At 71.5% G+C, this 22,784-nt stretch carries 15 protein-coding genes; 12 read left to right on the forward strand and 3 right to left on the reverse strand.

The window, feature by feature from the left end; translation table 11 throughout:
* Nucleotides 1-93: 93 nt before the first annotated feature.
* Nucleotides 94-1,317, reverse strand: coding sequence for a thioester domain-containing protein (locus tag ACSTA4_RS04680; RefSeq protein ID WP_444962539.1), 1,224 nt, complete (start codon nt 1,315-1,317; stop codon nt 94-96).
* Nucleotides 1,318-1,727: 410 nt separating this feature from the next.
* A complete protein-coding gene (locus tag ACSTA4_RS04685) occupies nt 1,728-2,897 on the reverse strand; it encodes a thioester domain-containing protein (RefSeq protein ID WP_444962540.1) in 1,170 nt (389 codons plus the stop codon).
* A gap of 298 nt (nt 2,898-3,195) precedes the next feature.
* Between ACSTA4_RS04685 and gatB the strand changes: the two genes are divergently transcribed.
* From gatB to cimA, 10 genes are all read left to right on the forward strand, one after another.
* Nucleotides 3,196-4,692, forward strand: coding sequence for an Asp-tRNA(Asn)/Glu-tRNA(Gln) amidotransferase subunit GatB (gene gatB, locus ACSTA4_RS04690; protein ID WP_274976311.1), 1,497 nt, complete (start codon nt 3,196-3,198; stop codon nt 4,690-4,692).
* A gap of 578 nt (nt 4,693-5,270) precedes the next feature.
* Nucleotides 5,271-7,976, forward strand: coding sequence for a putative bifunctional diguanylate cyclase/phosphodiesterase (locus tag ACSTA4_RS04695; protein WP_444964097.1), 2,706 nt, complete (start codon nt 5,271-5,273; stop codon nt 7,974-7,976).
* 60 nt (nt 7,977-8,036) lie between these two features.
* On the forward strand, nt 8,037-8,264 hold the full coding sequence (locus ACSTA4_RS04700) for a hypothetical protein (RefSeq protein WP_444962541.1): 228 nt from the start codon (nt 8,037-8,039) through the stop codon (nt 8,262-8,264).
* Between the two features lie 411 nt (nt 8,265-8,675).
* On the forward strand, nt 8,676-10,436 hold the full coding sequence (locus tag ACSTA4_RS04705) for an acetolactate synthase large subunit (RefSeq protein WP_248773598.1): 1,761 nt from the start codon (nt 8,676-8,678) through the stop codon (nt 10,434-10,436).
* Nucleotides 10,437-10,456: 20 nt separating this feature from the next.
* Nucleotides 10,457-10,981: an acetolactate synthase small subunit gene (gene ilvN, locus ACSTA4_RS04710; RefSeq protein WP_013151229.1), complete on the forward strand. Its 525-nt coding sequence runs from the start codon at nt 10,457-10,459 to the stop codon at nt 10,979-10,981.
* Nucleotides 10,982-11,238: 257 nt separating this feature from the next.
* Nucleotides 11,239-12,234, forward strand: coding sequence for a ketol-acid reductoisomerase (gene ilvC / locus ACSTA4_RS04715; RefSeq protein WP_013151230.1), 996 nt, complete (start codon nt 11,239-11,241; stop codon nt 12,232-12,234).
* 395 nt (nt 12,235-12,629) lie between these two features.
* On the forward strand, nt 12,630-14,219 hold the full coding sequence (serA, locus tag ACSTA4_RS04720; protein WP_444962542.1) for a phosphoglycerate dehydrogenase: 1,590 nt from the start codon (nt 12,630-12,632) through the stop codon (nt 14,217-14,219).
* A 775-nt stretch (nt 14,220-14,994) separates the two neighbouring features.
* Nucleotides 14,995-16,059, forward strand: a complete 1,065-nt coding sequence (locus tag ACSTA4_RS04725) for a 3-isopropylmalate dehydrogenase (protein ID WP_444962543.1) — start codon at nt 14,995-14,997, stop codon at nt 16,057-16,059.
* Between the two features lie 250 nt (nt 16,060-16,309).
* Nucleotides 16,310-17,425, forward strand: a complete 1,116-nt coding sequence (locus tag ACSTA4_RS04730; RefSeq protein ID WP_444962544.1) for a branched-chain amino acid aminotransferase — start codon at nt 16,310-16,312, stop codon at nt 17,423-17,425.
* A gap of 406 nt (nt 17,426-17,831) precedes the next feature.
* Nucleotides 17,832-19,442: a citramalate synthase gene (cimA, locus tag ACSTA4_RS04735; protein ID WP_416025609.1), complete on the forward strand. Its 1,611-nt coding sequence runs from the start codon at nt 17,832-17,834 to the stop codon at nt 19,440-19,442.
* Between the two features lie 207 nt (nt 19,443-19,649).
* Here cimA and ACSTA4_RS04740 read toward each other — a convergent pair whose 3' ends face one another.
* Nucleotides 19,650-20,471, reverse strand: coding sequence for a DUF3152 domain-containing protein (locus tag ACSTA4_RS04740; RefSeq protein WP_444964098.1), 822 nt, complete (start codon nt 20,469-20,471; stop codon nt 19,650-19,652).
* Nucleotides 20,472-20,807: 336 nt separating this feature from the next.
* On the opposite strand from ACSTA4_RS04740, the gene ACSTA4_RS04745 reads away from it, so the two are divergent.
* Complete coding sequence (locus ACSTA4_RS04745; protein WP_444962545.1) at nt 20,808-21,608, forward strand: fumarylacetoacetate hydrolase family protein; 801 nt, start codon at nt 20,808-20,810, stop codon at nt 21,606-21,608.
* A gap of 88 nt (nt 21,609-21,696) precedes the next feature.
* Complete coding sequence (locus ACSTA4_RS04750; RefSeq protein ID WP_444962546.1) at nt 21,697-22,722, forward strand: GDSL-type esterase/lipase family protein; 1,026 nt, start codon at nt 21,697-21,699, stop codon at nt 22,720-22,722.
* The last annotated feature ends 62 nt before the right edge of the window (nt 22,723-22,784 follow it).

Consider the following 22,784-nt stretch of genomic DNA (forward strand, 5'->3'; position numbering starts at 1 on the left):
TCCGCCTTCCGGACAACGCGAAGGGCCCGCTTCCGTGGTCTCCCACGGAAACGGGCCCTCAGGCTCCACCGTCCTCGGACGGTGGGAGGGGTGTTAGCCCTCCAGGTCCTGGCTGCCAGCGGCCTTGCGCTTGCGGCTCAGGTAGATGGCGCCGCCACCGGCGCCGAGGGCGGCCACACCGGCGGCCACCAGGCCGGCGAGCGCGCCGCCGGTCACCGGCAGGGTCGGCTCGTTCTGGTCGTCGGCGGGCTCGGACGGCTTGTCCGTGGGCTCGGAGGGCTCGTCGCTCGGGGTCGGCTCCGGGTTCTCGGGCTCACTCGGCTCGGGGGACTCCGGCTCGCTGGGCTCGGGGGACTCCGGCGGGGTCTCGCCGCCGCCCACGGTCCAGTCGGCCGAGGCGGACGCGGACACGGTGGTCTGGCCGCCCTCGGCGGTGATCAGGGTCTGGGTCGGCTCCTCGGCCTCACCCTTGAACAGGCGGCCGGTCGCGACCGTCGCGCTGGCCTCCAGGGAGAAGCTGGCCTGGCCCGCCTCGGCGTCGGCCGGGACGGCGAAGCCGACGGTGTCACCGCTGCTGACCTCGGTGACGGCCTCGCCGGTCTCCAGGTCGACCAGCGTGACGCCCTCGGGGGCCTGGAGGTCCACCGGGATGGCGCTGGCGTTGGTCTCGATGAGGAACTCACCGACGGTCTCGCCGGCGGTGCCGGAGGCCGTGCCGGGGGTGATGCTCAGGGCCGGGGCGGGCTCGGCGGTCTGCGGCAGCTCCTCGGCGTTCTCGATCAGGTAGGTGTAGACCGCCCTGACAGCCTCGGAGTTGCCCTCGTCCTTGAGGTTCACGCCGTTGCTGAAGTGCCAGATCGCGGCCTGGGTGGCGCCCAGGGCGTCCCGCTGGCTCAGGCCCTCGACACCGGCCTCAGCGCCCAGCTCCTCGGCGCTCAGAGCCGGGTAGGCGTTCTGCAGGATCCAGTGGACCTTGGCGGGGGCGGCGAACTCGCCCTTGCCGGGGTAGTTGGCCCAGTCGTCCTCGCGGTACCAGGCACCGCCGCGGATGTTGGTCTCGAAGTCGATGCAGTAGGTCGTCAGGACCGTGCCGTCTTCGAGCTCGAGGTTGAAGAGGCTGGTGCCGATGGTGCCGCCGCTGGTCGCGACGTTGACGCCTTCCTGGGCGTTGCCGGTGTACTTCGCGCGGGCGGAGCCCTCGTAGGTCTCCACGGGGTCCGCGGCCGCGGGGGCTGCCAGGCCGAAGGCCAGGAACGCGGCTGCGGTGGCCGCCAGGCCGGTGCGGCCGACGGTGCGGGGGAGGGAGGAGATACTCAAATTGTGTCCCGGTGTGTTCTAGGGGTAACCGGATGGAAAAATGTCTGCCCAAAGGACGACGGGAACCGATGGGACGGACAGCGGTGGCCACGGCGCGACGGTCGCCGGGAAAAATCCGGTGCCGCCTGCTGCGTTCACCCGTTCCGGGGGGTCACCACGTCGGGGGTCGGATCGTGGCGCCGTGTGGGGTGGGCGCGATCTTCCGGTGGGGCTCGCCGTGACGCGGGAGCCGGTCGCGCTCGCCGTGGGGGCCAACGCTCGCCTGATACTAGCGATCCCCTTCGCTACTTCCAAGCTGGTTCACGGAAAATGTGACCGGATACGGCCAGGAAAAAATTCCTCGCAGGTAGATCCGCATTATGTCGAAAAGCTATGCAACGAAAGCGGGAGTTCCGCGTCCCCCAACGCGTTCAGTCGCGTCGTTTGCGTCCCACAACCAGGATGATCAGGCCGGATACCACCAGGGCCCCCGCGATGACCAACAGTCCGGACAGCCAGGTTCCGGTGACGGCCAGATCGTCCTCGGGGATTCGGTCCTCCGCTGTGGGAGATACCTCCTCGGCGGGAACCTCCTCCTCGACGGCCTCCTCCGGGGCGGGGGGCTCCTCCTCCGGCACGGGCTCCGGGCTCGCCGCGGCCACCGGCTCCTCGGTCTGCTCCGGATGCCACGTGAACGTCGCGATGGCCGAACTCGTCGCCGAACCCGCCTCCGCGGTCACCAGGGAGCGGGTGCGCACGCCGTCCCTGCCGGTGAACAGGCGCCCCTGCGGCAGCGGGAAGTCCCGGCCGTGCAGGTGCAGGGTCGCCACGCCAGCCGGAACCGACGGGTCCACGTCCAGGAAGACCCGCTCGCCGTCACCCGTCTGCGTGACCGGCTCCCCGTCCGCGTCGACCAGCCACGACGCCGGGGCCCCGCGCACCGACACCGACACCGGCTCCGCTCCGGAGCTGTGCACGGTCAACGGCCCCAGCGGCTCCTCGGGGGCGACCGCCTCCACGTGGGACGGCGACACCGCCAGGGACCGGGAGACGGTGTCGTCCGGCGCGGACGCGCTGCCCTCCACCAGGTGGTCGTACAGCGCCATGACGCCCGGGTCGTTGGCGTCGGGGTCCGGCCGCACCCCCTCCAGCACGTGCCACAGAGCGGCCTGGGTGCCCGCGATCGCCCGTGCCTCGTCCAACCGGGGCAGGTCGCTCCCCTCCAGCAGGGACACCAGACCGACCGTCGGATAGGAATGGGAGACGATCCAGTTCGCCCGGTCGGCGGGATCCGTTTCCTGCGGGGTTTCGGACCACTCCGGAACGTCCGACCACGCTGACTCCACGTAGGCCGCGTACGGGTGGACCTCCTCGTCCGCGGTCACCGTGTAGGCCCGGACCGAGGCGTGCTCGGCCACGCGCAGGCTGAACAGCGCCGTGTCGGCCTCCCGGCCGTCGGCGAGCACGAGCGGCGCGCCCTCGACGGGGTCGCGGTCCACGCGTGAGAAGTCGTCGGCGCCGGCCGCCGGGGCACCCAGCAGGGTGCCGATCAGGGCCGAGGCGGAAAGCAGCGCGGCGTACCGACGCAGGATGCCGGACATGCTCGTGCGCTCCCATGAGAAGGCGGCGGCCGCAGTCCGGGGCCACCGGCGAAATCGTCTTCCTGGGCCACTCAGACTAACGGTCCGGCACCCGGCGGCAGCGGACATTCCCCTGACAGCGTCCCAATCGTGTACTGGCCGTGATGTCCGGTGACCTGGCCGTGACTCCGCTGCCGGGCACCCCACCCCCGCACGCTCGGTAGGCTGAGCTGGAAGGTATGTCGTCTACGGAAGCGGGTTTGCGGCGATGGCCCACGCGGTACGTCCCAGCTCTGCCACGAACAGCGGTCCTGCGCCGGTGGCCTACGAGCAGGCACTGGCCAGGTACGAGCCCGTCCTCGGCCTGGAGACCCACATCGAGCTGGGCACCGCCTCCAAGATGTTCTGCTCCTGCCCCACCGCGTTCGGCGCCGACCCCAACACGCAGGTGTGCCCGGTCTGCCTGGCGCTGCCCGGCTCCCTGCCGGTCGTCAACGAGAAGGCGGTCGAGGGCGCCATCCGGCTGGGCCTGGCGCTGAACTGCTCCATCGCCCCCTGGGGCAGGTTCGCCCGGAAGAACTACTTCTATCCGGACATGCCGAAGAACTACCAGATCTCCCAGTACGACGAGCCGATCTGCGTCGACGGCCACCTCGACGTCACCGTCGACACCCCCGACGGCCCCCGCGTGTTCCGCGTGGACATCGAGCGGGTCCACATGGAGGAGGACACCGGCAAGACCTCCCACGTGGGCGGGGCCACCGGCCGCATCCACGGCGCCGACTACTCCATCGTCGACTACAACCGCGCGGGCATCCCGCTGCTGGAGATCGTCACCAAGCCCGTCACCGGCACCGGCGACCTGGCGCCCCTGGTCGCCCGCGCCTACGCCGCCGAGCTGCGCGACCTGGTCCGCTCCCTGGGCATCTCCGACGTGCGCATGGAGGAGGGCTCCATGCGCTGCGACGTCAACGTCTCCATCAACCCGCTCGGAGCCTCGGAGTGGGGCACCCGCAGCGAGACCAAGAACGTCAACTCGCTGCGTTCGGTCGAGCGGGCCGTGCGCTCGGAGATCGAGCGCCAGGCGGGCGTGCTCGACGCCGGGCAGAAGGTCGTGCAGGAGACCCGCCACTTCCAGGAGAACACCGGCCGCAGCATCTCCGGCCGCTCCAAGGAGGAGGCGCAGGACTACCGCTACTTCCCCGACCCCGACCTGGTGCCCGTCGCGCCCTCGGCGGAGTGGGTGGAGGAGCTGCGCGCCACCCTGCCGGAGCTGCCCGCCGCCAAGCGCGCCCGGATCCGCGCCGAGTGGGACCTCACCGACACCGAACTGCGCGACCTGGTCAACGCGGACGCCATCGACCTGGTCGCGGCGACCGTGGCCGAGGGCGCCCCGTCGGCCGAGGCCCGCAAGCTGTGGCTCAACGAGCTGTCACGCCGCGCCACCGAGCAGGAGGTGGAGCTGGCCGCCCTGCCCATCACCCCGGCGCAGGTCGCGCGCGTCATCGCCCTGGTCGCCGAGGGCACGCTCACCAACAAGCTCGCCCGCCAGGTGGTGGAGGGCGTGCTGGCCGGTGAGGGCGAGCCCGACGCGGTGGTCGAGGCCCGCGGCCTCAAGGTGGTCAGCGACGACGGCGCCCTCGGCGCGGCCGTGGACGAGGCCATCGCGGCCAACCCCGACGCGGCCGACAAGGTGCGCGGCGGCAAGGTCGCCGCGGCCGGCGCCCTGGTGGGCGCCGTGATGAAGGCGACCCGCGGTCAGGCCGACGCGGGACGCGCCCGCGAGCTCATCCTGGCCAAACTCGGCGCGAGCTGATCCGTCACGGCGGCCTCCGTGCGGCGCCGGGCCCCTGTGCCCGGCGCCCCCGGTCCGTCCCCCGTGGCGGACCCACCCCGCGGACGGCCGTTCCGGGGAGGCCGCGCCGTCCGCCACCCGGTTCGTCCCGTTCTGTCGGTGCCGGGTGGCACCCTGCATGGGCCGTGGGCCGCCGGGGGCGGGAGGAACCCGGAACCCGCTTCCGGGGACCGCGCCGCGCCCGAGAACCGGGGGCGGGCGCCCCGCGGAGCCGCGACGCGCCGGGGCGGACACCGGATGGGCGGGAGTCGGAGATCACTGTGGGTGATGGTTCCGTCGTCATCTCTCATCCGGTCCTCAATCGCTGTGTGACCTTGGTTGCGTAGGGTTGCGACGCACGGGGACGTGTACGGTCCCCCGGGCCGTTCCGTCACAGGGCCCGTCCCAGTCCCGCGAGATCCTGGGCGGCAGACGCGGTGCCGGGTGCTGTGCCGCGCCCGGACTCGAACGACGCGAGGTGGGTGCTCCATGTCCGAGGAGAGAGCGTGACCGCGGCAGGACGCCGCGTCGACCGTGACGTGCCCGCTGGGAGGTCGGTGATGGGAACCCGGGCGCGCCGCCTGTGGACCGTGGCCCTGGTGGCGCTGTTCCTGCTCTACCTGGTGGGGACCCTGGTCCCCTCGGCGCAGACCAGCGTGACCGCCGCGCTCGCCGAGTGGCCCACGTCCGTCGCGGCCGGGGCCGCGGGGCTGTCGCTGCTCTACGCCTCGCGCCGCTGGGCGGCCACCGGCGCCGACCGGGACGCCCACGCCGACGGCGCGGACGGGCCCTCCGCCCTGCGCCACCTCGGCTTCGCCGCGCTCGCCTGGTGCGCGGGTGGCGTCACTCACGGTCTGATCCGTCTGTTCAGCTCCGCCACGGCCCTGTCGCTCACTCTGGGTGACCTCTTCTCCCTCGCGGCCCTGCCACTCTTCGTGATCGGTTTCACCAAGTTCGCGCCGTGGCCGGGCGGCCTGCGGACCGCAGTGCGCCACGTCACCGACAGCTACGTGTGCGCCGCGGCGGTCTTCTCCGTGGTCTGGCTGCTGCTGTTCTCCCCGCTCTACCAGGAACTCGGGGAGGGCGCCGGGTTCCTCGGCTTCGCCCTGGTCTACCCGGTCGCCGACATCGTCGTGCTGTGCCTGCTGGTGCCGTTGGTCTTCATGTCGCCGCACAGCACGCGGCGCGCGGTGCTGGTGGCCATCGGTGCCCTCATCGTCATCGCCGGGGCGGACATCCTCGGCGCGCTCACCCGCCTGACCGGCCCGCCCGTCCTCGGCGGGGTCGAACACCCGGTCAGGTTCCTGGGCTTCGCCCTGCTGGGGGCCCTGCCGTGGCTCGTGGAGCACCGGCCCGGCACCGACCCGCGCCGGATCACCGGCCGGGGGCTCTACCGGTTCGCGCCCGAACTCGCCGCGATCGGCGCCGTGTTCGTGGCGGCCGTGGTGCTGACCGTGGCGGGGGTCCGCCTGGCCGGGGTGGCGCCGGTGCTGCCGCTGGCCGCGGGCACCGCCGTGGTGGTGCTCCTGGTGCGCATGGTGGGCATGCTGGAGGAGAACGCCACGCTCTCCCGGATGGTGCGCAACCGCGAGGTCCACTTCCACGAGCTGGCGCGCAACAGCGGCGACGTCATCCTCGTGCTGGACCGCGACGGCGGCGTGAACTACGTCAGCCCGGGCACGGCCGAGGCCTTCGGCTACCGGCTCGACGACGTGCTCGCCGCTCCCGTCACCGAGCTCATCCACCCCGAGGACCTGGGGCGCACCAAGGCCGTCACCGATCTGTTCGCCGAGCGCGGCGCGCAGGGGGTGCACATGCGGCTGCGGGTGCGGGCGGCCGACGGGACCTGGCGGCACACCGAGTCCACCATGTCCCTGTACGAGCAGCCCGGTGAGCCCGACCGGCTGCTGGTGACCACCCGCGACATCAGCGCGCAGGTGGCGCTCCAGGACGAGGTGGAGCACCTGACGTTCCACGACGGTGTGACCGGCCTGCCCAACCGCGCCTACCTGGAGGAGCGGGCCAGCGACGTCCTGGCGCACCGGGTGATCAACGAGGAGCCCGCGGGCGAGGTCGCGGTGATCTTCCTGGACCTGGACGGGTTCACGGCGGTCAACGACTCCGCCGGGCACGTGCGCGGCGACCACCTGCTCGGCCAGGCGGCCCGCAGGCTGCGCGGCGAGGTGGACTCCGACGCGACCCTGGCGCGCTGGGGCGGAGACGAGTTCGCGGTGCTGGTGGAGAACGTGTCCCGGGTCCAGCGGGTGGTGGACTTGGCCGAGCGCCTGGGGAGGGTGATCGCCTCGGAGCCGTTCCCGGTCGCCGACCGGGACATCATGTTGACCGCCAGCATCGGCGTGGCCTTCGCAGAGCCGGTCACCGACAGCGGCGAGCTGCTGCGCAACGCCGACGTGGCCATGACCCGCGCCAAGGAGCGCGGGGCGGGCCACGTGGAGGTCTACGCCGCGCACATGCACGACACGGTGGTCTCGCGTCTGGAACTCCAGATCCGCCTGCGCGAGGCGCTGGCCAAGGACGAGTTCTTCCTGGAGTACCAGCCCGTCGTGGACCTGGGCAGCTCCCAGGTGACCTCGGTGGAGGCGCTGGTGCGCTGGGACCGCGACGGCGAGACGGTCGGCCCCGAGGACTTCATCGGCGCGGCCGAGGAGTCGGGCCTGATCGTGCCGCTGGGCGAGCGGATCCTGCGCGAGGCCTGCGGGAAGGTCTCGGTGTGGCGGCTCTCGGACTGGGACATCGGCCTGTCGGTGAACCTGTCGGTCAAGCAGGTGCTGTCGCCGCGCTTCGTGGAGTCGGTGGCGGGGATCCTCGCCGAGTCGGGGCTTCCGGCCGAGGTGCTGACCCTGGAGGTCGACGAGGAGGTCCTGCTCGACGACGGCGGGGAGGCGGTGCAGCGCCTGGGCGAGCTGCGCGAGCTGGGCGTGCGGCTGGCCATCGACGACTACGGGATGGGTTACGCGTCCCTGGCGCACCTGCGCAGGCTGAGCGTGGACGCGATCAAGATCGACCCGTCGTTCGTGGCGGACCTGGGCCGCGACGACACGGTCACGCTGCTCACGCACACGATCATCCAGCTGGGTCGCGACCTGGGCGTGCAGGTGGTGGCCGAGGGCATCGAGCGCTCCGAGCAGCTGGAGCAGCTGCGCGCCATGGGCTGCGACCACGGCCAGGGGTTCCTGGTGGCCCGGCCCATGCCCGCGAGCGGTGTGGAGTCGCTCGTCGGCGGCGAGGCCGGGGTCAGCCTCTGACCGGACGGAACGCCGACCGCGGTCCCGCCCGCGACCGCCCTAAGCTCCCTGGAAGAGATCATGGCCGTGCGTGACTACGAGTTCCGGACCGAGCTGATCGGCCGCCCCTTCCGAGAGGGTCGGATCGAAGGCCGGGCCGAGGCGATCCTGGGTGTGCTGGACGCCCGGGGGATCGCGGTGTCGAACGAGGCGCGCGAGCGGGTCAACGCGTCCTCGGACCTCGACGAGCTGGACCGGTGGGTCCGCCGTGCGGCGAAGGTCGACAGTGCCGAGGACCTCTTCCTCTGAACGGGCGGACGACGGTGCGCTGACCGCGAGCCCCGTTCCGCTCCGTGGACTCCGCCCTCCGCCCGTGCGGTGTGCGTCACACGAAACCGGGGTGACTTGTCAGCATTCGCCCAGTTCGCAGGGGTTGTCGTGTCATCGAGGGGTGCCGCATGCTGACATTTCCGTCTCATTAATTGAGACAATATGTCGTTCTGGTTGACGGGCGCCCTCTCCGTCGGCCAATGTGGTCAGCATGCAGAGCAACTCCCTGATTCTCGTACTTGGTCGGCGCGCAGCCCGCTGAGTTTCCTCTGCTGCGCGCCACCCCTCAACCGCCGTCGGCGGTGGGGGTTTTTTTATTGCCAGGCCCAGAGTCAGACCCACCAGGCCAGAGCCCCCGTGCCGCTCTGACCCTCGCTGAAGGATCTTGAGATGACCGAGCAGATGACCGGCGCCCAATCGCTGATCAGGTCGCTGGAACAGGTCGGCGTTGACACTGTCTTCGGGATTCCCGGCGGCGCCATCCTCCCGGCCTACGACCCGCTCTACGACTCGGCCAAGGTGCGCCACATCCTCATGCGCCACGAGCAGGGGGCCGGTCACGCCGCCGAGGGCTACGCCTACGCCACCGGCCGCCCGGGGGTGTGCATGGCCACCAGCGGGCCCGGCGCCACCAACCTGGTCACCCCGCTCGCCGACGCGCACATGGACTCGGTCCCGATGGTCGCCATCACCGGCCAGGTCGCCTCCCCGATGATCGGCACCGACGCCTTCCAGGAAGCCGACATCTGCGGCATCACCATGCCGATCACCAAGCACAACTTCCTGGTCAAGGACGTGCGCGAGATCCCGCGGATCGTCGCCGAGGCCTTCCACATCGCCTCCAGCGGTCGCCCCGGCCCCGTCCTGGTCGACATCTCCAAGGACGCCCTGCAGAACTCCGCCGAGTTCGTCTGGCCCGAGCGCCTCGAACTGCCCGGCTACCGCCCGGTCACCAAGCCGCACGGCAAGCAGGTCCGCGAGGCCGCCCGCATGATCGCCGAGGCCCGGCGCCCGGTGTTCTACGTCGGCGGCGGCGTCCTGCGCGCCGGCGCCTCCGCCGAGCTGCGCGTCCTGGCCGAGCTCACCGGCGCCCCCGTCGTCTCCACCCTGATGGCCCGCGGCGTCTTCCCCGACAGCCACCCGCAGTCGGTGGGCATGCCCGGCATGCACGGCGACGTCGCCGCCGTCGGCGCCCTCCAGAAGGCCGACCTCATCGTCGCCCTGGGAGCGCGCTTCGACGACCGCGTCACTGGACGCCTGGACAGCTTCGCCCCCGACGCCAAGATCGTCCACGCCGACATCGACCCGGCCGAGATCTCCAAGAACCGCCACGCCGACGTGCCCATCGTCGGCGACTGCCGCGAGGTCCTCGCCGACCTGGTCGTGGCCGTGCGCGCCGACCAGGAGAAGGGCCGTCAGGGCGACTACGCGGCCTGGTGGCAGCAGCTCAACCGCCTGCGCAACACCTACCCCAAGGGTTACGAGGCGCCCGAGGACGGCAGCCTGTCCCCGCAGGCCGTCATCGAGCGCCTGGGCAAGATCGTCGGCCCGGAGGCCACCTACGTCGCGGGCGTGGGCCAGCACCAGATGTGGGCCGCCCAGTTCATCGACTACGAGCGCCCCGGCTCCTTCGTCAACTCCGGCGGCCTGGGCACCATGGGCTTCTCCGTCCCCGCCGCGCTCGGCGCCAAGGTCGGCGACCCCGACCGGACCGTGTGGTCGGTCGACGGCGACGGCTGCTTCCAGATGACCAACCAGGAACTGGCCACCTGCGCGATCGAGGGCATCCCGGTCAAGGTCGCCGTGGTCAACAACGGCAACCTGGGCATGGTCCGCCAGTGGCAGACCCTGTTCTACGAGGGCCGCTACTCCAACACCGACCTCCAGACCGCCCCGCGCGACGAGAAGGTCCGCATCCCCGACTTCGTCCGCCTCGCGGAGGCGTACGGTTGTGTCGGCCTGCGCTGCGAGCGAGCCGAGGACATCGACGCCACCATCGAGAAGGCCATGGCGATCGACGACGCCCCCGTCGTCGTGGACTTCACCGTCAACCACGACGCCATGGTCTGGCCGATGGTCGGCCCCGGCGTCAGCAACGACAACATCCAGTACGCGCGCGACATGGCGCCGAACTGGGAACACGAGGACTAAGAGGAACAGGCGGAACCACCATGAGCAGTCACACGCTTTCCGTTCTGGTGGAGGACACCCCGGGTATCCTCGCCCGCGCCTCCGCCCTCTTCTCCCGTCGAGGCTTCAACATCGACTCGCTCAGTGTGAGCAACACCGAGTACCCAGGACTGTCCCGGATGACAATCGTGGTCAACTGCGACCTCCACCCCTTGGAGCAGGTGACCAAACAGCTCAACAAGCTGGTCAACGTCGTCAAGATCGTGGAGATGGACACCACCGCGTCGGTCCGGCGCGAGCTCCTGCTCGTCAAGGTCAAGGCCGACGCGTCCAGCCGCACCCACGTGCTACAGACGGCCGAGCTGTTCCGCGCGCACGTCGTGGACGTCAGCCCGGACGTCGTCGTCATCGAGGCCACCGGCGACCCCGAGAAGCTCGATGCCCTGGTCAGGAACCTGGAGCCGTTCGGCATCCGGGAACTCGTCAAATCAGGGCTGGTCGCCCTGGGACGCGGACCCCGGTCGATCACCGACCGATCCCTCCGCACGGTCGAGCGCAGCGCATAGCGGTGTTTCCTGACTCGCTCCGCTCGCTGGTCCGGGTGCCTGGAGAACGGGAACCTTCGGCGCCTACGGCGTGTCGGCTCGTGCCCACCCGTCACCCGCCACCGCCCTCAACGGACGCCTACGGCTCGGTTTTCCCGCGAAAACACGCCTCCGCCGGCTCCAGAACCCCGTAGGCGCCCGAACCCCGACCCGGGGCCCGTGCACGGACGGACCCCACCGCGTCCCCCACGAAACTGAGAAACAAGGAGCAACCCCAAGTGGCAGCACAGATGTACTACGACGACGCCGCGGACCTCTCGCTCATCCAGAGCAAGAAGGTCGCCGTGATCGGCTACGGCAGCCAGGGCCACGCGCACGCGCTGTCGCTGCGCGACTCGGGCGTGGACGTGCGGATCGGCCTCGCCGAGGGGTCCAAGAGCCGGGCCAAGGCCGAGGAGGAGGGCCTGCGCGTCCTCACCCCCGCGGAGGCCACCCGCGAGGCCGACGTCATCATGATCCTGGTCCCCGACCACATCCACCGGGACCTGTACGCGGCCGAGATCGCGCCGAACCTGGAGGCGGGCAACGCCCTCTTCTTCGGCCACGGCTTCAGCATCCGCTACGGCCTCATCACCCCGCCCGAGGGCGTGGACGTGGCCATGGTCGCCCCCAAGGGCCCGGGCCACCTGGTCCGCCGCCAGTACGAGGCCGGGCGCGGCGTGCCCTGCCTGGTCGCGGTCGAGAAGGACGCCAGCGGGCAGGCCTGGGACCTGGCGCTGTCCTGGGCCAAGGGCATCGGCGGCACCAAGGCCGGCGTCATCAAGACCACGTTCACCGAGGAGACCGAGACCGACCTGTTCGGTGAGCAGGCCGTGCTCTGCGGCGGCACCGAGGAGCTGGTCAAGGCCGGTTTCGCCACCCTGGTCGAGGCGGGCTACCAGCCGGAGATCGCCTACTTCGAGTGCCTGCACGAGCTCAAGCTCATCGTGGACCTCATGTACGAGGGCGGCATCTCCAAGATGAACTGGTCGGTCTCGGACAACGCCGAGTACGGCGGCTACACCCGCGGCCCGCGCCTGATCACCGAGCAGACCCGCCAGGAGATGCGCAAGATCCTCGGCGAGATCCAGGACGGCTCCTACGCCAAGGAGCTGATGGAGGAGTTCGACGCCGGGCAGCCGACCTTCACCAAGCGCCGCGAGGCCGAGCAGAACGAGCAGATCGAGAAGGTGGGCGCGGAGCTGCGCCCGCTGATGAGCTGGCTCAAGGCCTAGTTCCTTTCGGCCTCCGCTTCGCTTCGGCCCGCCCGTCGCCCGCCATCGCCCGCGGGGGCGCTACGCGGCGGGGCGGGCTACCGCCCTCAACGGACGCGAAGCGCAGTACTTTCGTTGTTCGGGCGCCTGGAGAACGGGAACCTTCGGTGTCTTCGGTGAGACGGCTCGTTCCCCGCAGTCTCACCTCCGCCACCTCCGGAACCCCGTGGGCGCCCGAACAACCCCCTGAGCTGAGGCCCGTTCGAAGGACGTGCCACGGGGACGGGCGGCCCTTGGCCACCCGTCCCCGTCGGGCTTCCCTACCCCGCCGGTAGACTTTCGACCAGCCGTCACCCCGATCCGGGCAGCGCCCACCACCTGCGCGGTCGGGCCGCACCACCCGAAAAGGAACCGTTGTGCCCAAACCCGCCGTACTCGTAGCGGAAAAGCTCTCGCCCGCCGGAATCGCGCTGCTCGAGGAGGACTTCGAGGTACGCCACGTCGACGGCGCCGACCGGTCCCAGCTCCTGCCCGCCCTCGCCGACGTCGACGCCCTCATCGTGCGCAGCGCGACGCAGGTGGACGCCGAGGCGATCGCCGCCGCCTCCCGCCTGCAGGTGGTGGCCCGGGCCGGTGTCGGTCTGGACAACGTGGACGTGGAGGCCGCCACCAAGGCCGGCGTCCTGGTGGTCAACGCGCCCACCTCCAACATCGTCAGCGCCGCCGAGCAGGCCATCAACCTGCTGCTGGCCAGCGCGCGCAACACCGCACCGGCGCACAACGCCCTGGTCAACGGCGAGTGGAAGCGCTCCAAGTACACCGGCGTCGAGCTCTACGAGAAGACCGTCGGCATCGTCGGCCTCGGCCGCATCGGCGCCCTGGTCGCGCAGCGCCTGTCGGCCTTCGGCACCCAGGTCATCGCCTACGACCCCTTCGTGCAGCCCGCCCGCGCGGCCCAGATCGGCGTGGAGATGGCCACGCTCGACGAGCTGCTGGAGCGCTCGGACTTCATCACCATCCACCTGCCCAAGAACAAGGACACGCTGGGCCTGATCGGTGACGAGGCCCTGAGCAAGGTCAAGCCCACCGTGCGCGTCATCAACGCCGCGCGCGGCGGCATCCTGGACGAGGACGCGCTCTACCGGGCCCTGAAGGACGGCCGCGTGGCGGGCGCGGGCATCGACGTGTTCGCCAAGGAGCCGTGCACCGACAGCCCCCTCTTCGAGTTCGAGAACGTGGTCGTGGCCCCCCACCTGGGCGCCAGCACCGTCGAGGCCCAGGAGAAGGCGGGTACCCAGGTCGCCCGCTCGGTCAAGCTGGCCCTCTCCGGCGAGTTCGTCCCCGACGCCGTGAACGTGCAGGGCACCGGCGTGGCCGAGGACGTCAAGCCGGGCCTGCCGCTGACGGAGAAGCTCGGCCGCGTGTTCACCTCCCTCGCGGGCACCATCGCCAGCCGCATCGACGTCGAGGTGCGCGGCGAGATCGCCTCGCACGACGTCAAGGTGCTGGAGCTGGCCGCCCTCAAGGGCGTGTTCGCCGACGTGGTCGAGGACACCGTGACCTTCGTCAACGCCCCGCTGCTCGCCAAGGAGCGCGGCGTCGAGGTCAACCTCGTCACCAGCGACGACAACACCGACTGGCGCAACCTCATCACGGTCCGCGGCGTGCTCGCCGACGGCACCCGCGTGTCGGTCTCGGGCACCCTGACCGGTCCCCGCCAGGTCGAGAAGCTGGTGGAGATCAACAACTACACCATGGAGATCGGCCTGGCCGAGCACATGGTGTTCCTGTCCTACGAGGACCGCCCCGGCGTGGTCGGCACGGTCGGCGCCCTGCTGGGCGACGCCGGTGTCAACATCGCGGGCATGCAGGTCATCCGGGACCAGGAGGGCGGCAAGGCGCTGATCGCGCTCACCGTGGACTCCGCGGTGCCCGACGACACCCTCGCCTCGATCTCCGCCGAGATCGACGCCGAGGTCAGCCGCCAGGTCGACCTGGAGGACTAGGAAGTCCGGGGGTTCCTCCCGGGTGGTCGCGGCGGGGGCCGCACCGCGTTCGGCGCTCACGGGCGCCGCGCGCGGTGCGGCCCCTCGTGCTGTCCGGGGACCGCGCTGCGCGGTGAGTCCTGCGCCCTTCGCGGCTTTTCTTCATGTCCGTGTGGTTGTGGTGCAGGAGCGAGGCCCGACGCGTCCGGGCCCTGACCAGCGGAGACAACTCGGCGTCTCGTATGGTGAGAAACCCTGGCCATATAGTTGGACATCCGATATTCTGAGGTCCTAGGAGTCAGCGGCACCGGTTCCACAGCCGGAGGCCGCCGCCCGGCGCCGCGAGCGCCCCCACCGGGGCCCGTGCGGGCGTTCCACGGCGGTCGATCCCGCCCGGAGGGCTCCTCGTCCCCGTGGACACCGTCGCCCACGTTCCGCGCTCCGCCGCCGTTCGGCGCGATCCGCCCCGAACCCCGGTCCCGTAGTGCACCTCGCCGCAGAGCATTCCCTGGCCGAGCCGTTCCCGGCTCCGGTCACGCAACGCATCCGGAGGATCGCATGTACGACATGATCGAGTACCCGTCCGCGCCCGACTCCCAGGACGAGATCAACCGCGCCCTGCAGGACGCCCTCAACCGGCGGGCCTGAGGCCCGGCCGGGAAGACGGCCGCGCGAACCCCCGGCCGGAGGCGCCCGCACTCCGCCGGGGCGGTAGGGTTGTCTCATTCAGTGTTCATCCTGGTCTCACCATATGAGAAGCGGCCGGTGGGGCCGTGTCGAAGCAGAGGCAGTCCGTATGGCAGCGCGCACCGTGAAACTGGCGGTCATTCCCGGCGACGGGATCGGTCCCGAGGTCATCGCCGAAGGGCTCAAGGTGCTGGAGGTCGCGGCCTCCCAGCACGACCTCGCCGTGGAGACCACCGAGTACGAGCTGGGCGCCAGGCTCTGGCACCGCACCGGTGAGACCCTGCCCGACTCGGTCGAGACCGAGCTGGCCGGGCACGAGGCCATCTACCTCGGCGCCGTCGGCGACCCGTCGGTCCCCAGCGGCGTCCTGGAGCGCGGTCTGCTCCTGCGCCTGCGCTTCGACTTCGACCACTACGTCAACCTGCGCCCCGTCCGCCTCTACCCGGGGGTGGACAGCCCGCTCGCGGGCGTGGGCCCCGAGGACATCGACATGCTGGTGGTCCGCGAGGGCACCGAGGGCCCCTACGCGGGCGCCGGGGGCGTCCTGCGCAAGGGCACCCCGCACGAGATCGCCACCCAGGACAGCGTCAACACCCGCTTCGGGGTGGAGCGCGTCGTGCGCTACGCCTTCGACAAGGCCGCCGCCCGCCCCCGCCGCAAGCTCACCCTGGTCCACAAGGACAACGTCCTGACCTTCGCGGGTGAGCTGTGGCAGCGCGTGGTCCGGGAGGTCGGCGCCGAGTACCCGCAGGTCGCCGTGGACTACTGCCACGTCGACGCCGCGTCGATGTTCTTCGTCAACCAGCCCGCCCGCTTCGACGTGGTGGTCACCGACAACCTCTTCGGCGACATCATCACCGACATCGGCGCCGCCATCACCGGCGGCATCGGGCTGGCCGCCAGCGGCAACATCAACCCGGACAACACCTTCCCCAGCATGTTCGAGCCCGTCCACGGCTCCGCGCCCGACATCGCGGGCCAGGGCAAGGCCGACCCCACCGCGACGGTGCTCTCGGCCGCGACCATGCTGGAGCACCTCGGAGTGCCCGAGGCCGCCCGCCGGATCGAGGCCGCGGTCGCCACGGACCTCAAGACCCGCGCCCAGAACGGCGCGGTCCGCTCCACCTCCCAGATCGGCGACGACCTCGCCGCGCGAGTAGCCGAGCAGGGCTGACGCACACGCCGGAAGCCCTGCCCTCCCTCCCTGCGGCGCGGCTGACGGCACGATCCACCTCCACCGTCGACGGGCGCGCCCGGGTCACCGAGCGCGCCCTTCGCCGTGCCCGCGCGCGGCTCCGCTCCCCGAGCGGTGCCGCCCTCGCGTGCGTCACTCCTGCTCTGGCACCGGGTGCGCTCTTCAGACAGACTAGATTCCAGGCCGGCGATGCTGCCGGCCTGATGCACCCGAGAGGACCACCGACAACATGAACAACGACACCACCACAAGCGGGTTGACGTTCGACATCCAGCTCTCCGACAGGCGGAAGACCCCGCAGGAACGAGAGGCACTGCTGGAGAGTCCCGGGTTCGGCCAGGTGTTCACCGACCACATGGTGAGCATCCACTACACCGAGGGGAAGGGGTGGCACGACGCGAAGCTGGAGCCGTACGGTCCGCTGAGCCTGGACCCGGCCACCGCCGCCCTCCACTACGCCCAGGAGATCTTCGAGGGACTCAAGGCCTACCGGCACCCCGACGGCTCGCTCGCCTCCTTCCGCCCCGAGTCCAACGCGGCCCGCTTCAACCGCAGCGCGGCGCGCATGGCGATGCCCGAGCTCCCCGAGGAGCTCTTCCTCAGGTCGATCGAACTCCTCCTGGAGCACGACGGCGACTGGGTGCCGACCAGGGAGGGCTTCAGCCTGTACCTGCGCCCGTTCATGGTCGCCACGGACGTCGGCCTGGGCGTCAACCACCCGTCCCGCTCCTACGTCTACCTGCTGATCGCCTCGCCGGTCGGCTCCTACTTCTCGGGCGGCGTCCAGCCGGTGACGGTGTGGCTGTCCAGGGACTACACGCGCGCCGCTCCGGGCGGCACGGGCGCGGCCAAGTTCGCGGGCAACTACGCGGCGAGCTTCCTCGCCCAGGCGCAGGCGGTGGAGCAGGGCTGCGACCAGGTGGTCTGGCTCGACGCCCGCGAGCACCGCTGGGTCGAGGAGATGGGCGGCATGAACCTGTGGTTCGTGTTCGGCTCCGGTGAGAACGCGCGGCTGCGCACGCCCCCGCTGACCGGGACCCTGCTGCCGGGCATCACCCGCGAGTCGCTGCTGACCCTGGCCCCCGACCTCGGCATCCCGGCCGAGGAGGCGCCCATCTCCACCGACGAGTGGCGCGAGGCGGCCGAGTCCGGCGAGCTCACCGAGGTGTTCGCCTGCGGCACCGCGGCCGTCATCACCCCCGTCGGCCGGGTCAAGGGCGACGACGGCGAGTTCACCGTCGGAGACGGGACCCCGGGCCCGGTCACCATGCGTCTGCGCGAGGAGCTGGTGGGCATCCAGACGGGTCTGCGCGCCGACGAGCACGGCTGGATCACCCGGTTCTGACGCGCCCCCGGCGGGCCGTCCTCTCCCCGGGCGGCCCGCCCCGGCCCTCCTTCCCCGGTGGCGTCGGTCACCGCGCCGCGTCGGTCCGCACGTGCCGGGACGGGGCGCTCCCGGGCGGTCCACGCGGGACGACGGTGCTCGGGGAAGCCTGCGGCGGGGTGTCGGGTATGTCCGGTGTGAGAAACCAGCGTCTCGCATGGTGGGACAATCTGCCGGTGAGCACCGAGAACTCCGCCACCGTGTGGCACACTGACCTCATGCCGTCTCAGGTGCTCATTATCGTGAGGCGCGCTGGCTGACCATCGGACGCCGCCAGCGCGCTGACCTCTCGTGTCCACGAGGGGTCTTTTTTGTTGGCGGGGCCCGGTCGGCCACACCACAGCATCCACCTTCGGGAGTTCCACCCATGAGGGACGACAGTTTCCACGTCTTCGACACCACGCTGCGCGACGGGGCCCAGCGCGAGGGGATCAACCTGCGGGTCTCCGACAAGCTGGCCATCGCGAAGCTGCTGGACGACTTCGGGGTGGCGTTCATCGAGGGAGGGTGGCCGGGGGCCAACCCCAAGGACACCGAGTTCTTCCAGCGGGCTTCACGAGAGCTGACGCTGGAGCACGCGCAACTCACCGCGTTCGGCGCGACCCGCCGTGCCGGTGTGCGGGCCGCCGACGACCCACAGGTGGCCGCACTGCGCGACAGCGGCGCACCGGTCGTCACCCTTGTCGCCAAGAGTGACGACCGGCACGTCGAGCGCGCGCTGCGCACGACCCTCGACGAGAACCTCGCCATGATCGCCGACACGGTGTCCCACCTGCGCGAACACGGCCAACGCGTGTTCGTGGACTGCGAGCACTTCTTCGACGGATACCTCCACAACCCCGACCACGCGCTCGACGTGGTCCGCGCCGCCGCCGGTGCCGGCGCCGACGTCGTCGTCCTGTGCGACACCAACGGCGGCATGCTCCCCACCGACGTCACCCGCATCGTCACCGAGGTCCGCGAGGCCACCGGCGCACGCCTGGGCATCCACGCCCAGGACGACACCGGCTGCGCCGTCGCCAACACCCTCGCCGCCGTGGACGCGGGCGCCACCCACGTGCAGTGCACCGCCAACGGCTACGGCGAGCGGGTCGGCAACGCCAACCTCTTCTCCGTGGTCGGCGCGCTCACGCTCAAGCGCGGCCAGGAGGTCCTGCCCGAGGGCTGCCTGGCCGAGATGACCCGTGTGGCCACCGCCGTCGCCGAGATCGTCAACCTCACCCCCGACACGCACCAGCCCTACGTGGGGGTGTCGGCCTTCGCCCACAAGGCGGGGCTGCACGCCTCCGCGATCAAGGTCGACCCCGACCTGTACCAGCACACGGACCCCGCGCTGGTCGGCAACACCATGCGCATGCTCGTCTCCGACATGGCCGGGCGCGCCTCCATCGAACTCAAGGCCAAGGAACTGGGGCTGGACCTGTCCGGAGACCGCGCCCTGTCGGGGCGGGCCGTGGAGCGGGTCAAGGGGCTGGAGCTGTCGGGTTACAGCTTCGAGGCCGCCGACGCCTCCCTGGACCTGCTGCTGCGCGAGGAACTGGGGCAGCCGGTCCGCTACTTCGACACCGAGTCCTGGCGCGTCATCACCGAACGCCGCCCCCGGGCCGGTTCCAGCCCCCTGTCCAGCGACTACGAGAGCCTCACCGAGGCCACCGTCAAGCTGCGGGTCAAGGGCGAACGCGTGATCGCCACCGCGGAGGGCAACGGCCCCGTCAACGCCCTGGACCGGGCGCTGCGCAGCGCCATGGAGAGCGTGTACACCGCGCTGGCCGGGCTGGAGCTGACCGATTACAAGGTCCGCATCCTGGAGGGCAGCTCCGGCACCAACGCCATCACCCGCATCCTCGTCACCTTCAGCGACGGGGCGGGGGAGTGGACCACGGTGGGCGTGGGGCCCAACGTCGTCGACGCGTCCTGGGTCGCCCTCGAACAGGCCGTCACCTACGGGCTCCTCCGCCAGGGCTACCCGCAGGACTGACCGGCGGTACCCGGGAACCGGGGCCTCGCGGATGCCGGGGAGCGGACGAGGGGGCGGGGCGATCATCGCCCCGCCCCCTCGCGTCGGCCGCGGCCGCCCTTCACGACGGCCCGGACGTCGCTTTTCGTTTCCGAATAGATACACAGAGTCACCGATCGGGTGTGCGCGGTCGGCCCGAAAAGCACGGACGGCCTCCGGACGGGCCCCTCAGTCCTCGGAGTCGTTGTCGGGGTGGACCCAGCCGTTGGGCTCGCACCCCTGGAGGCCCAGGGTCTGCTGCTGCATCACCGGGGCCGGCTCCCCCTCGCCGGGGCAGTCCACGTGGCCGTGGCCCAGGGTGTGGCCCACCTCGTGGTTGATCAGGTAGATCCGGTAGGTCTCCAGGTCGTCCTCGAAGTGGGGGACGCCCGACACCCAGCGGTTCTGGTTGATGATCGCCCGGTTCCCGTTCGCGCAGGACACGTACCCGTCGGTGTTCAGCGGGGCGCACAGCCGGTCCACGGTGTCCGGGGCGGCCAGGAGCACGCGGACGTCGGCGTCGTCGCCGTCCACCCGCTGCATCGCGCGCTCGCCGTCGTCGCCCCAGCTGCGCGGGTCGCCCAGGATCTCCTCCACGGCGGCCGCGAAGTCCTCGGAGTCCCCGGGCAGCCCCTTCTCGACCTCCACGGCGAAGGTGGTCACCGGGCCGTCGCCCATGACGTCGCTCTCGCCCTCCAGCACGGAGAACTCGCCGTCGGCGCTCTCGACCTCCTCCTCGACGGAGCGGAGCAGCAGCGGGGTCTCCTCCTCCTCGGTCCGCTCGGCGGGGTCGGCGGAGGGCTCCGTTCCGGGCGCGGCGGCCCCGCCCGCCGAGTCCCGGCCCTCCGCGGAGGTGCTCCGGTCGCCGCCCTCCTCGGGAACCCCGTCGCCGACCGGTCCGGACGCGGAGGTCTCGGCGGGGTCGCCGAGGTCGGGCCCGTATCCGGGCACGCTCACCATGAGCACGGTGGATGCCCCGGAGACCAGGCACAGACCCAGCGCCAGACCCATCGGGTACCGGCGGCGCTTGCGGTGCCGGGCACGGGGGCGACCCCCGGGCGAAGCGGACGTGGGCACGGGAACCAGCCTCTCGACGGCGGACGACGGACCCAGCATGCCAGAGTCCGGCCCAAGGAAAGGCCAAGGCAGTGTCCGGGAAGAGCAGGTACGAGAGGGCTTGAACGTCCTGCGGTCCTTCGCGGCTTCCGTGTGCTTTGGTGCCGTCCGCGGCGCGGTCCGGATGTGTCCTTCGACTCCCCCCGGACGGGCCCCGTCCGCTTCCGGCCGCCCGCCGCGCCGATACCCTTCAACCGCAAGCGAGACAACAGGGCTGCTGGGAGGCATCAGGTGCGCATCGCGCGGTTCGCGTCCGGTGACGAGGTCGGATTCGGCCTGGTAGAGAAGGATTCCGACACCGGGGAGGAGTTCGTCGCCCGGCTGAGCGGCCACCCCCTCATCGGCGACATCCAGCTGACCGGCGAGCGGGCCAAGCTCTCCGACGTCCGGCTGCTGTCACCGGTGCTGCCGACCAAGGTGGTCTGCATCGGCAAGAACTACGCGGACCACGTCGCGGAGATGAAGGACGTCACGGGGGAGTCCACCGACGAGCCCGTCGTCTTCCTCAAGCCCTCCACCGCCGTGACCGGGCCCCGCGACCCGATCTTCCGCCCCGCCGTCTCCGAGCGGGTGGACTACGAGGGCGAGCTGGCCATCGTCATCTCCCGCCCCTGCCGCGAGGTGCCGCGCGAGCGCGCCAAGGACGTCATCTTCGGCTACACCGTCGCCAACGACGTCACCGCCCGCGACCTGCAGAAGAAGGACAAGCAGTGGACGCGGGCCAAGGGCTTCGACTCCTTCTGCCCCATCGGCCCCTGGATCACCACCGGGATGAGCATCGAGGAGGCACAGGACCTGGCCGTCACCACCACCGTGGACGGCCAGACGCGCCAGGACGGGCGCACGTCGCAGTTCATCCACGACATCCCGGACGTCATCGCCTACGTCACCTCCTTCATGACGCTGCTCCCCGGTGACGTGGTCCTCACCGGAACCCCCGCCGGGGTGGGCCCGGTCGAGGTCGGCCAGGAGGTCTCGGTCACGGTGGAGCGGTTGGGCACCATCACCAACCGCGTGGTGGCCCGCGACTGAGGGCCCGGCTCCGCGCGCCGGTCCCGCGCGGCCCAAGGGGTCGGCGGCGCCCGCGCCGCCGACCCGCGCACGAGTGGAAGGCAGTCCGTTGACCGTCCCCCGACGCCGCCGCACCGGTGCCCTCGTCCTCGCCGGCGCGCTCGCCCTCGTGCTGCTGGCCGCGGGGACCGCCTACTGGGCGGTCACGCGCACCGACGGCGGCGAGGACGGCACCGGCACACCGACAGGGGGACCCGTGAGCGAACCGCACCGCATCATGCTGGCGGGAGACTCGATGACCCAGGGCGCCAACGGCGACCGGACCTGGCGCTACCACCTGTGGAACCACCTCTCCCCGCACGTGGAGGAGCTGGACTTCGTCGGCCCCTACAGCGACCCCGCGAGCCGCGACATGATCCTGCCGGTCCCCACCACCGAGGACGAGGCGACGCCGAGCCCGGACGGCGACCCGGCCGAGGACTACCAGGAGGACGGCGACGGCGGGCCGACCCCCGGGGCGGGCCCCTCCGCCCCCGACGAGCGGCTCCCCGAGGACGGCACCGTCTGGCCGGGCGCGGACGGCGACCCGGACACCGCCGAGTACCGGGACCCCGACTTCGACCAGGACCACAACGCCCTGTGGGGCCGCACCCTGCGCGACGCCTCCTCCTCCATCCGGGAGGACGTCCGCGTCCACCGCCCGGACGTGCTGTGCGTCATGCTCGGCGTGAACGACCTGCTGTGGCCGGTCACGATGGAGGAGATGGAGTACCGGCTGCGCGGCTACGTCGAGGCGGCGCGCGAGGCCAACCCGCACCTGCGCGTCGTGCTCGCCGAGACCCCGCCCATCGCCCTGGCCGAGTCCGACGAGGGCTTCGCCCTGCGCGTGTACGCCTACAACGTCCTGATCCGAGAGGTCGCCGCCGACACGTCCACGGAGCGCTCGCCGGTGATCAGCCTGGACGTGGCGGGCGGCGAGGACTGGGACGCGGCCGCCGACACCTACGACGGCACCCACCCCAACGCGCGCGGGGAGGTCAAGATCGCCGCGGCCTTCGCCGACGCCCTCGCGGAGGGCTACGGGATCGGCCGCCCCTACCCGCGCCCGCTGCCCACCGCCTCCGCGGGGGAGTGAGGCGGGGGCGCCGCCCACAGCCCCGCCCCGGCCCGGCCCCGGCCGGGGGAGCGGCCCCGTGC

The organism is Nocardiopsis sp. M1B1 (assembly GCF_052466615.1).